Annotated in this window: 12 protein-coding genes and 5 tRNA genes; 12 read left to right on the top strand and 5 right to left on the bottom strand. The window is 58.0% G+C overall.

Annotated elements, in window-relative coordinates:
• The first annotated feature begins 74 nt into the window (after positions 1-74).
• From clpX to B9Z43_RS04265, 6 genes are all read left to right on the top strand, one after another.
• Positions 75-1,340, top strand: a complete 1,266-nt coding sequence (gene clpX, locus B9Z43_RS04290; RefSeq protein ID WP_108322853.1) for an ATP-dependent Clp protease ATP-binding subunit ClpX — start codon at positions 75-77, stop codon at positions 1,338-1,340.
• 99 nt (positions 1,341-1,439) lie between these two features.
• Positions 1,440-3,863, top strand: coding sequence for an endopeptidase La (gene lon, locus B9Z43_RS04285; protein ID WP_108322852.1), 2,424 nt, complete (start codon positions 1,440-1,442; stop codon positions 3,861-3,863).
• Between the two features lie 97 nt (positions 3,864-3,960).
• Positions 3,961-4,036 (top strand) — tRNA-Gly (locus B9Z43_RS04280).
• 95 nt (positions 4,037-4,131) lie between these two features.
• Positions 4,132-4,205 (top strand) — tRNA-Cys (locus B9Z43_RS04275).
• Positions 4,206-4,277: 72 nt separating this feature from the next.
• Positions 4,278-4,353 (top strand) — tRNA-Gly (locus tag B9Z43_RS04270).
• An 81-nt stretch (positions 4,354-4,434) separates the two neighbouring features.
• A tRNA-Cys gene (locus B9Z43_RS04265) sits at positions 4,435-4,508 on the top strand.
• Positions 4,509-4,553: 45 nt separating this feature from the next.
• Here B9Z43_RS04265 and B9Z43_RS04260 read toward each other — a convergent pair.
• Positions 4,554-5,453, bottom strand: coding sequence for an alpha/beta hydrolase (locus B9Z43_RS04260; RefSeq protein WP_108322851.1), 900 nt, complete (start codon positions 5,451-5,453; stop codon positions 4,554-4,556).
• Positions 5,454-5,476: 23 nt separating this feature from the next.
• Positions 5,477-5,755: a cupin domain-containing protein gene (locus B9Z43_RS04255; protein ID WP_108322850.1), complete on the bottom strand. Its 279-nt coding sequence runs from the start codon at positions 5,753-5,755 to the stop codon at positions 5,477-5,479.
• 199 nt (positions 5,756-5,954) lie between these two features.
• Between B9Z43_RS04255 and B9Z43_RS17245 the strand changes: the two genes are divergently transcribed.
• From B9Z43_RS17245 to B9Z43_RS04235, 5 genes are all read left to right on the top strand, one after another.
• A complete protein-coding gene (locus tag B9Z43_RS17245; protein WP_199222242.1) occupies positions 5,955-6,125 on the top strand; it encodes a hypothetical protein in 171 nt (56 codons plus the stop codon).
• A 97-nt stretch (positions 6,126-6,222) separates the two neighbouring features.
• On the top strand, positions 6,223-6,615 hold the full coding sequence (locus B9Z43_RS04250) for an MAPEG family protein (RefSeq protein WP_108322849.1): 393 nt from the start codon (positions 6,223-6,225) through the stop codon (positions 6,613-6,615).
• 40 nt (positions 6,616-6,655) lie between these two features.
• Positions 6,656-6,747, top strand: a tRNA-Leu gene (locus B9Z43_RS04245).
• A 19-nt stretch (positions 6,748-6,766) separates the two neighbouring features.
• A complete protein-coding gene (locus B9Z43_RS04240) occupies positions 6,767-7,390 on the top strand; it encodes a DUF6806 family protein (RefSeq protein WP_108322848.1) in 624 nt (207 codons plus the stop codon).
• Positions 7,391-7,401: 11 nt separating this feature from the next.
• Entirely contained in the window at positions 7,402-8,709 is a 1,308-nt protein-coding gene (locus B9Z43_RS04235; protein WP_108322847.1) for an MFS transporter, read from the top strand.
• On the opposite strand, the gene murI is transcribed toward B9Z43_RS04235, so the two are convergent.
• From murI to B9Z43_RS04220, 3 genes are read right to left on the bottom strand one after another with little or no spacing between them, the layout of a single operon-like run.
• On the bottom strand, positions 8,710-9,561 hold the full coding sequence (gene murI, locus B9Z43_RS04230) for a glutamate racemase (RefSeq protein ID WP_108322846.1): 852 nt from the start codon (positions 9,559-9,561) through the stop codon (positions 8,710-8,712).
• A 45-nt stretch (positions 9,562-9,606) separates the two neighbouring features.
• Positions 9,607-11,160, bottom strand: a complete 1,554-nt coding sequence (locus B9Z43_RS04225; protein WP_108322845.1) for a fumarate hydratase — start codon at positions 11,158-11,160, stop codon at positions 9,607-9,609.
• Between the two features lie 36 nt (positions 11,161-11,196).
• Positions 11,197-11,799 (bottom strand): TIGR00645 family protein, encoded by a 603-nt coding sequence (locus tag B9Z43_RS04220; RefSeq protein ID WP_108322844.1) that lies wholly within the window; start codon positions 11,797-11,799, stop codon positions 11,197-11,199.
• Between the two features lie 176 nt (positions 11,800-11,975).
• Between B9Z43_RS04220 and acs the strand changes: the two genes are divergently transcribed.
• Entirely contained in the window at positions 11,976-13,937 is a 1,962-nt protein-coding gene (gene acs, locus B9Z43_RS04215) for an acetate--CoA ligase (RefSeq protein ID WP_108322843.1), read from the top strand.
• Positions 13,938-14,130: the final 193 nt, after the last annotated feature.

Here is a 14,130-nt window from a genome sequence, read left to right as displayed (position 1 = left end):
GCGTTTACCTCCCGAGGTGAGCGCCGTTTTTCTTTCGCTATCATTGCGAATATCCGGATTCCGAGGCAACTTTTATGGCCGACAAAAAAGGCTCTACCACTGAGAAAAACCTGTACTGCTCCTTTTGCGGCAAGAGCCAGCACGAGGTCAAAAAGCTGATCGCAGGTCCATCGGTGTTCATTTGCGATGAATGCATTGATTTGTGCAACGACATCGTGCGCGATGAATTGGCCACGACCACAGTAGCGGATGCTGCCAAAGATGGTTTGCCAACGCCACTGGACATCAAGAACAACCTAGACAACTACGTGATTGGCCAAGAAAAGGCCAAACGCAGCTTGGCGGTGGCGGTGTACAACCACTACAAACGCCTCAAGCACAAAGATGGCGCCAAGAAAGACGATGTCGAGCTGGCCAAGAGCAACATCTTGCTGATCGGCCCCACCGGCTCGGGCAAGACCTTGCTGGCCCAGACCATGGCCCGCATGCTGGATGTGCCTTTTGTGATGGCCGATGCCACCACCTTGACCGAAGCCGGTTATGTGGGCGAAGACGTCGAGAACATCGTGGCCAAGCTGCTGCAGACCTGCAACTACGACGTGGAGCGCGCCCAGCGCGGTATTGTCTACATCGACGAGATCGACAAGATCACCCGCAAGTCGGACAACCCATCGATTACCCGTGACGTGTCGGGCGAGGGCGTTCAGCAGGCCTTGCTCAAGCTGGTCGAAGGCACCATGGCCAGCGTGCCTCCACAAGGCGGGCGCAAGCACCCCAACCAGGATTTCCTGCAGATCGACACGACCAACATCCTGTTCATTTGCGGTGGCGCGTTTGCTGGCTTGGAAAAAGTCATCGAAAACCGCACCGAATCGGGCGGTATCGGCTTTGGCGCCACCGTCAAAAGCAAGAAGCAACGTTCATTGACCGAAGTGTTCAATGAAGTCGAGCCCGAAGATTTGATCAAGTTTGGCCTGATTCCTGAATTGGTCGGGCGTCTGCCGGTGGTCGCCACTTTGGCCGAACTGACCGAAGACGCTTTGGTGCAGATCTTGACCGAGCCCAAGAATGCGGTGGTCAAGCAGTTCACCAAACTCTTGGCCATGGAAGGCGTTGAGCTGGAAGTGCGCCCCAATGCACTGACGGCCATTGCCCGCAAGGCCTTGGCCCGCAAAACAGGTGCCCGTGGGCTGCGTTCCATCATGGAACAGGCCTTGATCGACACCATGTTTGAGTTGCCCAACGCGGTGAACGTTGAAAAAGTGGTGGTCGACGAGTCCGCCATCGACGACAACAAGCCGCCGCTGCTGGTTTACCGCGAGTCGGCCAAACAGGCCTGACCCCATGTGTGGCCCGGCGATCAATAACCCTTCTCATCGATGGGTTGAAATCGCTGGTGCAGCATCCATGTGAAGCTGAATTGAACCAAGGGACATACCATGTCTGGACACACACCTTTGCCGCCCACCCCGATTGAACTGCCCATGTTGCCTTTGCGCGATGTGGTCGTTTTCCCTCACATGGTGATTCCCTTGTTTGTGGGACGCCCCAAGAGCATCAAGGCGCTGGAGTCGGCCATGGCCGCCGAGCGCCGCATCATGCTGGTGGCTCAAAAGACTGCCGCCAAGGACGAACCTGCGATCGACGATATGTTCGATGTGGGTTGCGTCTCGACCATCTTGCAGATGCTCAAGTTGCCCGATGGCACCGTCAAGGTGCTGGTCGAAGGTCAACAGCGTGCGACGGTGCAATCCATTGTGGATGGTGAGGCCCACTTTGTGGCCAAGGTCACACCTGTGGAGCCGGCTGCAGAGCAGTCCGAGCCCAGCAGCGAGATCGAAGCGCTGCGCCGTGCGGTGATGCAGCAGTTTGACCAGTACGTCAAACTCAACAAGAAGATCCCGCCAGAAATCTTGACCTCGATTTCCAGCATCGACGATGCCGGCCGCTTGGCCGATACGATCGCAGCCCATTTGCCGCTCAAGCTGGAAAACAAACAGCAAGTGCTGGATTTGGCCAGCATCAAGGCGCGTCTGGAAAACCTGTTTGCGCAGCTGGAGCATGAAGTCGACATCCTGAATGTGGACAAACGCATCCGTGGCCGCGTCAAGCGCCAGATGGAGAAGAACCAGCGCGACTTCTATTTGAACGAGCAGGTCAAAGCCATCCAGAAAGAACTGGGCGAGGGCGAAGACGGTGCGGACATCGAGGAGATCGAGAAAAAGATCAAGACCGCCAAGATGTCGGCTGAGGCCCGTAAAAAAGCCGAAGGCGAGTTGAAGAAACTCAAGCTGATGTCCCCCATGTCGGCCGAGGCTTCTGTGGTGCGCAATTACCTCGAAGTGCTGACCGGTTTGCCTTGGAGCAAGAAGACCAAACTCAAGCACGATCTGGGCAATGCCGAAGACGTGCTGAACCAGGACCACTTTGGCCTGGACAAAGTCAAAGACCGCATCCTGGAATACCTTGCTGTGCAGCAACGCGTGGACAAGGTCAAAGCGCCTATCTTGTGCCTGGTTGGGCCACCCGGTGTGGGTAAAACCTCGCTGGGCCAGTCGATCGCCAAAGCCACGGGCCGCAAGTACGTGCGCATGGCTTTGGGCGGCATGCGTGACGAAGCTGAGATCCGCGGTCACCGCCGTACTTACATTGGCGCTTTGCCAGGCAAGGTCCTGCAAAACCTGAACAAGGTCGGCACCAAGAACCCCTTGTTCTTGCTGGACGAAATTGACAAGCTGGGCACCGACTTCCGGGGCGATCCTTCGAGCGCCTTGCTGGAAGTACTGGACCCTGAGCAGAACCACACCTTTGGTGATCACTACGTCGAGGTCGATTTCGACCTGAGCGATGTGATGTTCGTGGCCACCTCCAATTCGATGAACATCCCTTCGGCTTTGCTGGACCGGATGGAAGTCATTCGCCTGTCGGGTTACACCGAGGATGAAAAGACCAGCATCGCCATGAAGTACTTGCTGCCCAAGCAATTGGCCAACAACGGTGTCAAACCCGAAGAGCTGAACGTGACCGAAGATGCCGTTCGCGATGTGGTGCGTTACTACACGCGCGAAGCCGGTGTCCGTTCGCTTGAGCGCGAGCTGGGCAAGATTTGTCGCAAAGTCGTCAAGGCCTTGTTGCTCAAGCAGATGAAGCCACAAGTTCAAGTGACGGTGGACAACCTCAACGATTTCTTGGGTGTGCGCAAGTACAGCTACGGTCGTGCTGAGCAAAAAAATCAGGTCGGTCAGGTGGTCGGTCTGGCTTGGACAGAAGTGGGCGGCGATTTGCTGACCATCGAAGCTGCCTTGATGCCAGGCAAAGGGGTCATCACTCGCACCGGTTCGCTGGGCGATGTGATGAAAGAATCTGTGGAAGCTGCCCGCACAGTGGTGCGCAGCCGTTCGCGCCTGCTGGGCATCAAGGATGAGGTCTTTGAAAAGAAAGACCTGCACATCCACGTGCCCGATGGCGCAACGCCTAAAGATGGCCCCAGTGCGGGTGCCGCCATGACCACGGCCATGGTGTCGGCCATGACGGGCATTCCGGTGCGCGCCGATGTGGCCATGACCGGTGAGATCACCTTGCGTGGCGAAGTCACCGCCATTGGTGGCTTGAAGGAAAAGTTGCTGGCCGCCTTGCGTGGCGGCATCAAGACCGTGCTCATCCCTGAGGACAACGTCAAGGATTTGCAAGACATTCCCGAGAACGTCAAAAACGGTCTCGAGATCGTCCCTGTCAAGTGGATTGACCAGGTGCTGGACGTGGCGCTGGAAGCCAAGCCCGTGCCTTTGAGTGAAGAAGAAGTGGCTGCTGCTGCGGTCACGGCTGTCGCGGCCACCCCCAAGGCCGATGCGGTGAAACATTGATGCAAAATTTCCGGGGGCTTTTCAAAACACCCCGGAAATGACGCTATAATTCTTTCATTGCAGCGAACAAAGCATATAATGCTGAATTCACTGATACGCGGGAATAGCTCAGTTGGTAGAGCGCAACCTTGCCAAGGTTGAGGTCGCGAGTTCGAGCCTCGTTTCCCGCTCCAAATTTTGAAAGAAGTGCCAACATCTTTCAGCCAAAAAGGGAAGCAATTGCTTCCCTTTTTTGTCGGAATTTTCAGTGCTTGGGTTCTGAAAATCGGGCGCGGTAGCAAAGCGGTTATGCACCGGATTGCAAATCCGTGTAGGTCGGTTCGACTCCGGCCCGCGCCTCCAGAAAAATTCAAATTAACGTGTGCGAGTTCTCAAAAGAGCCGCTAAGCGATGTATAATTTGAGTCTTGCAAATGCGGGAATAGCTCAGTTGGTAGAGCGCAACCTTGCCAAGGTTGAGGTCGCGAGTTCGAGCCTCGTTTCCCGCTCCAAACATTGAAAGAAGTGCCAATCTCTTTCAGCAAAAAGGGAAGCCAAAAGCTTCCCTTTTTTGTCGGAATATTTCCGAACATGGCGCGATAGCAAATCGGTTATGCAACGGATTGCAAATCCGTCTAGCCCAGTTCGACTCTGGGTCGCGCCTCCAGATCAAAAGCCGCTGCAGCATAGGCTGTAGCGGCTTTTTTCATGATCATGGGTCGCCTGCGAAAAGGGTGATCTCATCGCTTGTGATCCAACGTGCCACGGCATCAAGCACAGCCAATTCACGGCCTTGGTAGGAGTGGAAATGGCCCGCACCGCATGGGTCACCTTGAGGGGTCCCCCCGCGCACGGTGATCAGCTGCGTGCCGGCAACCGTTTGGATGGGGACATAGGGCGTGGCTTTGCATTGGTCGTTCAAATTGTGGACGAAGATCCAAGGGGCCTTGGCCTGCGCCATGTCCATGCGTGAAATGCTGCTGCCGTAATCGGCGAACCGCATGCCTGCGGCATACGACATGGATGCGGAATGGATGCTGCCCTGAATTTGGTCGCCAAGCCGCATGGCGAGCCAACGCGATGAAATGCTCCCGTAGCTGTGCCCCATGATGAAAATGCGCTTGATGCCTTGTGTCGCTTTCAGGTGCGCGATCAAATGCGCAATATCGTCAGCATGTTGTTGGCTTGAGCGGTAACTGTCGCTGCAGCCTGTGGGATCGGCAGATCGCTGGCTGCTGCCCCATTGATCAGTAGGGCAGTCGACCATCACAAACGTGATGCCTTTGGAGGGCATCAAATCAATGTGGCGGGTGGCATAGAAACGGCTGTTGGGGGCGTTGGTGATGAAGCGCTCGGCTTGCATGTTCTCAGGCAACCAAAGCTGGCCCGGCCAGCCCGGGAAAAACAGCAATGCTGTTGATGATGGGTTTTGGTTGGACGCCATGGCAACGGCACGCAAGTGCGCGGGGGATTTGCTGAAAAATCCGAATTCCCGCCCCAGATCAATCTGAATGAATTGCGCCTTGAGGTCTTGTGAGAACACAGGCAGTGCAGCTGTGCAAAACACCAACAGGGCCCACAGTTGGCGTGTGGCGCGGCCAATGGAGATCATGTTTGTCGTCGTTGATCAGCGTGTCAATTGGCGCGGGCCACCCAAACCGTGGCACCCTCAGGGCCATACAGCTCGGCATGAGGCACGTTGCGGACCAAGCGGAAAGTGTCCCCGGCTTTCAGATGCAGAACTTCTTCGCCGGTGGTTAACCAGTATTCACCACGGGCAACGTAGGCACTGACATCGAAAGGGTGCGTGTGTGTATCCAAGTGAAGCAGGGGCGCCCATTCTCTGACGATGATTTCATCGAAACCCTCAGAGAGCGCTTGCTGGCTGAATTTTTCAAATGTCGGTGTACTCATGGGGCATTCTGTCCGTGAATGTGATGGTGTGACTGGGGCAGGCCCATCTTGACGGAGTGGAGGCTGTTTTGTCCAGTGTGCAGGGGACAGCTTGGCTGAGCTGTCATCGGGCGTGTTGTGCAGTTTGATCGCGGCGCACCGCAAAACGGCTCATTCTTGTGGCTTAATAACGGTTTGCATTATTTTCCTGGAGCCACAGATGGGCAATAAAATCGTTACCGAAGCAGATCGTAAATTCACACCTCCACTGCCCGCATTGCCCGGCGTGACACTGCGCACCCATGGCCGTGGCCAGCGCGTGAGCCTGGAGCGCGGCGTGGCAACGCGCAGCAAGAAAAACCCAGGCAAACGCTCGAAAAAGGGCGGTTGATCTGCCAAGATCCGGCGCGAAGTCGATCTTTTCAAGAAGCCACTGATCCTCAGTGGCTTTTTTGTTGGCATTTTGAGTTTCTTCACAGGAGACAAACATGATGATTTCTTATGCAGCCATTTTGCTGGCTGGTTTGACGCCTCTGGTGTGTGCAGGCATTGCCAAAGCAGGTGCCAAAGGCTATGACAACCACAATCCGCGTGAATGGATGGCGCATCAGACGGGTTACCGCGCTCGCGCCAATGCTGCCCAAGCCAACAGTCTGGAGGCGTTCCCATTTTTTGCGGTCGGTGTGGTGCTGGCCCTGTTGACTGGGGTGGATCCGTTTGTGGTGGACCTGCTGTGTGTGTTGTTTACCGCAGCGCGTGTGGCTTATGTGGCTTGCTACCTCAAGGACAAAGCCTTGTTTCGCTCGCTTTTCTGGGCTGTGGGCTACATCGCCGTGTTGGCTTTGTACGTCATGGCGATGCTGAATTTACAGATCGGCTGAGAGCGGAAAACCCTCTTTATCAGGGCACAATAGAGCCCCAGCCTCGGTGGTGAAACTGGTAGACACACCGGACTTAAAATCCGTTGCTTCCGTAACAGGGGCGTGCCGGTTCGATTCCGGCCCGAGGCACCACAGTCAGAAGAACATCATCATGAACCACGACAACGCACCGTTTGAGATCCACGTGCATGGTGATGTGCCGATCAAACCTGGCACCGATCTCCAGGCGGTGCAAGAAGCGCTCAAGCCGCTTTGGCATTACGCAGGTGCGCGCAGCCTGAGCGAGGGCTCGCTCAGCCTGTATGAAGAAGAGCCAGGCATCCGTTTCGATCTGAACACGCATCGTTTGCACATGTGCTGGACGGTGCGCGGCGATGATGATTTCCGCATGGTTCTGGACGATCTGTGCATGAACCTCAATGAACTGTCTTCCGCTGGTACCCAGATCGAGGTCACTTTCTACGACACCGATTTCGACGACGAAGACGAGGCCAACGGCGGCGAGTCGCGCGACGATTTTGTGATGCTGTTCGTCGGCCCCGATCCCGGTGCCATCATGCAGGCGCAGCGTGATTTGCTGGTGCATGACGTGATCAACATGATGGAGCGCCATTTCGATGGTGCTGAGCTGGGTGGTGTGGTGTCTGAGATCGACAAACTGTTCAGCCAGCGTTTTGACAACCTGGTCAGTTCGCTGGACATTGGCAAGCCACCCAAAGGTTCGGGTGGCAACGGCCATGGCGGTGGCAACCGCCGCCCCCGACACCTGCACTGAGAGGCCTTGCCATGAAGCCGCGATTCTCAAGCGATGCGCTGAACCCCGGTGTTCGATTTCGAGAGGTGTTTGGATGGGCGATGTACGACTTCGCCAATTCGGGCTACACCACGGTGGTCATCACCGCCGTGTTTGCGGCTTATTTCGTCGGTGGTGTGGCGCAAGGCGCCTCCTGGGCCACATTGGCCTGGACGGTCGGCCTGAGCATTTCTTACGCCATCGTCATGCTGACCATGCCGGGTTTGGGGGCGTGGGCCGATCGCACGGCAGGTAAAAAACGTTTGCTCATGGCCGTGACCGCAGCGTGCGTGTTCAGCACCGCTGCCCTGGCTTGGGTAGGCCCCGGGCAGGTGGTGCTGGGACTGTGCTTGCTCATCATCTCCAACACCTTCTTTTCTTTTGGCGAGTCCTTGACGGCTTCATTTTTGCCAGAGCTGGCCAGGCCAGAGGCCATGGGGCGTGTCAGCGGCTGGGGTTGGGCTTTGGGCTACATCGGCGGCATGTTGACCTTGGGCGTTTGCCTGGCCTATGTGATGGCTGCACAAGCGCGAGGCGAGAGCGGCAGCCAGTTCGTGCCTGTGACCATGCTCATCACGGCGGTGGTGTATGGCGCAGCGGCTTGCGTGACCTTTGCCTTGATGAAGGAGCATTCCCCCCCGCAGCCCGATGCGCCTGTGGTGGGCATGCTGCAAAGCCTGCGCCAGTTGAAGCAGACCTTCAGGGATGCTCGACCTTACAAGGACTTCACACGCTCGATGGCCTGTGCGGTGGCCTACCAAGGTGGGGTGGCGGTGGCGATTTCGCTGGCGGCCATTTATGCCGAACAGGTGATTGGCTTTCAGCCGCAAGAGACCATGGTGCTGATTTTTGTGCTGAACATCGCGGCTTTTGTGGGCGCCTTCGTGTTGGGCTATGCGCAAGACCGCATCGGGCACAAATTGGCTTTGGCCCTGACCTTGCTGGGCTGGATTTTGACCTGCGTGATCGCAGCCTTGTCGAGCACGAAAGAGGTGTTTTGGTGGGCGGCGGCCTTGGCCGGGGTGTGCATGGGGTCCAGCCAGTCATCAGGTCGCGCCATGGCGGGCCTGATGGTGCCGCCTGCGCGCCTGGGTGAATTCTTTGGCTTGTGGACCTTTGCGATCCGTCTGGCCAGCATCCTGGGGCCTTTGAGCTATGGCCTCATCACTTGGCTCAGCGGTGGCAACCAGCGCCTGGCCATTGGCTCGACATCGTTGCTCTTTGTGTTGGGCTTGGTCTTGCTGATGCCGGTGAGCGTTGAGCGGGGACGCCGCATGGCGCTGGGCCAGACCGACCACTGATCAAACGTGCGGGTCGGCCTTGTGGCAGGCCGAGTGGGGCAGTTTCAGCCAACGCAAAGCAGCCGCTTGCAGTGCGCCAAGTTCCCCATTGGTCATCAAGCGCATGCGTGCAGAAGCCGCATGGGGTGCAGGCCCGCTGCGCAATTGGGCCGATGCCTCCAGCAAGCGGCGCGTTTGGCGGGCCACCGGTTTGCCGGTGGAGACCAGTTGCACATCCGGCCCGAGCCATCTGCGCAACGCGTTTTCTGCAAAGACGTAGTGCGTGCAGCCCAGCACCAAAGTGTCCATCTCACCCGGTGCCGTGCCAAATCGGCCCATCTGTCCGGTGTAGTCCCCAAGCAATGCGCTGATCTGGTCAGCGTCGTGTGTGCCCGATTGGGCGTGTGTGCTTTGCTCAATGGCCAGCGCCAAACCCTTGCAGGGCTGAACCACGAAGTCGGCCTGGTCTTGCAGGCTGGCGAGCAGCCGATGGAATTTTTCGCTCGACAACGTGCCCTTCGTGCCGATGACGCCGATGCGTTTGGTTTGGCTCAGCGCGATGGCCGGTTTGAGCGCGGGCTCGACGCCGATCAAGGGCAAATGCGGGTACTGCGCACGCAAGGTGTGAATGGCGGCTGCCGTGGCGGTGTTGCAGGCCACCACCAAGGCTTTGATGTGGTGATGCTCAATCAGGTGCTGAGCAATGGCCAGGCTGCGCTGGCGCACGAAGAGATCGCCTTTTTCACCATAGGGCGCATGACCGCTGTCGGCCCAGTACACAAAGTGTTCATGGGGCAGCTCGGCCTGCAGGGCCTGCAGCACACTCAGGCCGCCGATGCCGCTGTCAAAAACGCCGATGGGGGATTCGGTCATGAATCGGGTGAGGGCGGTGACTTGCGGGCCACCGCCGCATCACATTCAGGCAGCGGTTACGCCAATGCCCTTGAACTCGCCGGTGGCAATGCGCTTTTGCCATTCGGCTGGGCCGGTGATGTGGGCGCTGGTGCCGCCCGCATCGACGGCCACCGTCACGGGCATGTCCACTACGTCGAATTCGTAAATGGCTTCCATGCCCATGTCCGCAAAGCCCACCACTTTGGCGTGCTTGATGGCTTTGGACACGAGGTAAGCCGCGCCGCCCACGGCCATGAGGTATGCCGACTTGTGCTTCTTGATGGCCTCGATGGCAACCGGGCCGCGCTCGGCCTTGCCGATCATGGCGATCAGGCCGGTGTTGGCCAGCATCATTTCTGTGAAGCCGTCCATGCGGGTGGCGGTTGTTGGGCCTGCGGGGCCGACGGCTTCGTCGCCCACGGGGTCAACAGGGCCCACGTAGTAAATCACGCGGTTTTTGAAGTCGACAGGCAGCGGCTCGCCCTTGGCCAGCATGTCCTGGATGCGTTTGTGCGCGGCGTCGCGGCCCGTCAGCATCTTGCCGTTGAGCAGCAGGGTCTGGCCGGGTTTCCAGGCAGCGACTTGCTCGGGCGTCAGGGTGTTGAGGTCCACGCGCTGGCTCTTTTCGGTGTCGGCCGTCCAGCCCACGTTGGGCCACAGGTCGAGCGAAGGCGCTTCGAGGTAGCTGGGGCCTGAGCCGTCGAGCACAAAGTGCGCGTGGCGGGTGGCCGCGCAGTTGGGGATCATGGCCACGGGCTTGCTGGCCGCGTGTGTGGGGTACATCTTGATTTTGATGTCGAGCACGGTGGTCAGGCCGCCCAGGCCTTGCGCACCAATGCCCAAGGCGTTGACCTTGTGGTACAGCTCCAAGCGCATTTCTTCGACTTGGTCGAGCTTCTCGCCTTTGCTGGATTTTTCGAGCAGCTGGTACATGTCCAGGTCGTCCATCAGGCTTTCCTTGGCCAAGAGCACGGCTTTTTCGGCCGTGCCACCAATGCCGATGCCCAACATGCCCGGCGGGCACCAGCCCGCGCCCATGGTGGGCACGGTTTTGAGCACCCAGTCAACGATGCTGTCGCCGGGGTTGAGCATGATCAGCTTGGACTTGTTTTCGCTGCCGCCGCCTTTGGCTGCCACGGTCACATGCACATGGTGGCCGGGCACGATCTTGGTGAAGATCACGGCAGGGGTGTTGTCCTTGGTGTTCTTGCGGTTGAAGTGCGGGTCAGACACGACCGAGGCGCGCAGCATGTTGTCGGGGTGGTTATAGCCCCGGCGCACGCCTTCGTTGACGGCGTCTTCCAGGCTGCCGGTGAAGCCGTCGAATTTCACGTCCATGCCCACTTCAAGGAACACGTTCACGATGCCGGTGTCCTGGCAAATCGGGCGGTGGCCAAAAGCGCTCATCTTGCTGTTGGTCAGAATCTGCGCAATGGCGTCCTTGGCCGCAGGGCTTTGCTCGCGCTCGTAGGCGCTGGCCAGGTGCGAGATGAAGTCGGCCGGGTGGTAGTAGCTGATGTACTGCAGCGCGGCAGCAACGGATTCGATCAGGTCGTCTTGTTTGATCAGGGTGGTCATGGTGTGTGAGTCCAGTGGAGAGTCAGAAAACAGGGTTCAGTGGCCAGCTTTGTCGTGGTGCGACATCAGGCGGTCCGCATAGGCAATGGCAATCGCGCTGAGCAAAAAGGCGATGTGGATGATGGTTTGCCACATCAACACTTTTTCGTCGTAGTTGGCCGCGTTGATGAAGGTCTTGAGCAGGTGGATCGAGCTGATGCCGATGATGGCCGTGCCCAGCTTGACCTTGAGCACCGAGGCGTTCACGTGGTCCAGCCACTCGGGCTGGTCGGGGTGGCCCTCGAGGTTCAGGCGCGAGACAAAGGTTTCGTAGCCGCCCACGATGACCATGATGAGCAAGTTGGAGATCATGACCACATCGATCAGGCCCAGTACCACCAACATGATCACGGTTTCATTGAGGCTGGTGATGGTCGCATCGGTCTTGTAGCCAATGCTGCTGATCAGCAATTGCAGTGCGTGCTGGTTGCCAAAAGCGGCTTCGAGCAAGTGCACCAGCTCCACCCAGAAATGGAACACATACACCGCCTGCGCTGCGATCAGACCCAGATACAGCGGCAATTGCAGCCAGCGGCTGGCAAAGATGAAGTTATTGAGGGGGCTGGTGGCGCGTTTGACGCCCGAAGATGATTTGGACATGGTTTTCCTGAAACTTTCCTGAAGCCTGTGGCTTCTGGCAGACCCGAATTTTAGGCGGTAGAACAGCAATTTCGCCCCCAAGGCGTGCAAGTCTGATGTCAGTCAGTGCTTTGTAAGAGCGAAAGCAGACATTTGCACCAGTTTAAAAACACCATGTCATTGAGGAGACAAATCTGATGAGTTCCACCATTTACCAACCGAGCGCTGATTTCGTTAAAAACGCCAACGTCTCGGGCATGGCTGCCTACGAAGCCCTGTGCAAAGAAGCTGAAACCGACTACCAAGGCTACTGGGGCCGTCTGGCCAAAGAGCTGATCACCTGGAAGACGCCTTTCACCAAGGTGCTCGACGAGTCCAATGCCCCTTTCTTCAAGTGGTTTGAAGACGGCACTCTGAACGTGTCTTACAACTGCCTGGACCGCAACATTGAAAAAGGCTTGGGCGACAAGACCGCCATCATCTTCGAAGCCGACGGCGGCGAAGTGACCAAGGTCACTTACAGCCAGTTGCTGGCCAAGACTTGCCAGTACGCCAATGCCTTGAAGAGCTTGGGCATCAAAAAAGGTGACCGCGTCGTCATCTACATCTCCATGTCCATTGAAGGCGTGGCCGCCATGCAAGCTTGCGCCCGCATCGGCGCCACCCACTCGGTGGTGTTCGGTGGCTTCTCGGCCCAGTCGCTGCGCGACCGCATCGAAGACACCGGCGCTGTGGCCGTGATCACCGCCGACAACCAAGTGCGCGGCGGCAAGCTGCTGCCTTTGAAGTCCATTGTTGACGAAGCCATCGCCCTGGGCGGCTGCGACGCCATCAAGAACGTGCTGGTCGTCAAGCGCTCGGGCGCTGACATCGCCATGACCGCAGGCCGCGACCTGTGGATGGCCGACGTGGCCGACCAGCAAGCCACCACCTGCGAGCCAGAGTGGGTGAGCGCTGAGCATCCCTTGTTCTTGCTCTACACATCGGGCTCGACCGGCAAACCCAAAGGCGTTCAGCACAGCACTGGCGGCTACCTGCTCCACGCTGCGTTGACCACCAAGTGGACCTTCGATTTGAAGGCTGACGACGTGTTCTGGTGCACCGCCGACATCGGCTGGGTCACAGGCCACACCTACATCACCTACGGCCCCTTGGCCCTGGGCGGCACCGAAATCGTGTTCGAAGGCGTGCCCACTTACCCCGACGCAGGCCGCTTCTGGAAGATGATCCAGGACCACAAAGTTTCGATCTTCTACACCGCGCCCACTGCGATCCGCTCGCTGATCAAAGCCGCTGAAGCCAACGACGCCGTGCACCCCAAGAGCTACGACCTGACCAGCTTGCGTTTGCTGGGCTCGGTTGGCGAGCCGATCAACCCCGCCGCTTGGGAGTGGTACCACCAGCACGTGGGCGGCAGCCGTTGCCCCATCGTGGACACCTTCTGGCAAACCGAAACCGGCGGCCACATGATCACCCCGCTGCCTGGCGTGACGCCCATGGTCCCAGGTTCTTGCACACTGCCTTTCCCCGGCATCCAGGCCGCTATCGTGAGCGAAACCGGCGAAGACATGCCCAACGGCCAAGGCGGCATTTTGGTCGTCAAGCGCCCATGGCCTTCCATGATCCGCAACATCTGGGGCGACCCTGAGCGCTTCAAGAAGAGCTACTACCCTGAAGACTTCAAGGGCAAGTACTACCTGGCTGGCGACGGCGCGATCCGCGACGAGAAAACCGGTTACTTCACCATCACCGGCCGCATCGACGACGTGCTGAACGTGTCGGGTCACCGCATGGGCACCATGGAAATCGAATCGGCACTGGTGAGCTGCACCGAGCTGGTGGCCGAAGCCGCCGTGGTGGGCCGCCCTGACGACACCACCGGTGAAGCCATTTGCGCCTTCGTGGTGCTCAAGCGTTCGTTGCCCAATGGCGACGAAGGCAAGGCCATCGCCAAGCAATTGCGCGATCACATCGCCAAGGAAATCGGCCCCATCGCCAAGCCCAAAGACATCCGCTTCGGCGAGAACTTGCCCAAGACCCGTTCGGGCAAGATCATGCGCCGTCTGTTGCGCTCGCTGGCCAAAGGCGAAGAGATCACGCAAGACATTTCTACCCTGGAAAACCCAGCCATCCTTGGCCAGCTGGGTCAGGCTTACTGATTTGCGCGGGCGCACGCCCGCCGCCCACAAAAACGGCAGCCTCGGCTGCCGTTTTTTTGTGGTTGATCCAAGGCTGTTGATGGCACCGCAGCAACAGTTTGGACGCGCATATGAATCTATTTGTAAAAAGTACAAAAAACATCTATCTGATGAGTGTAGTGGAGCATAAACATTGCATTTACATGTTCAAATG

The sequence above is a fragment of the Limnohabitans sp. MMS-10A-192 genome (genome assembly GCF_003063335.1).
Classification (GTDB): Bacteria; Pseudomonadota; Gammaproteobacteria; order Burkholderiales; family Burkholderiaceae_C; genus Limnohabitans_A.
Note: the sequence above shows the minus strand (reverse complement) of the source record. Positions and strands in the feature narration are given on the sequence as shown.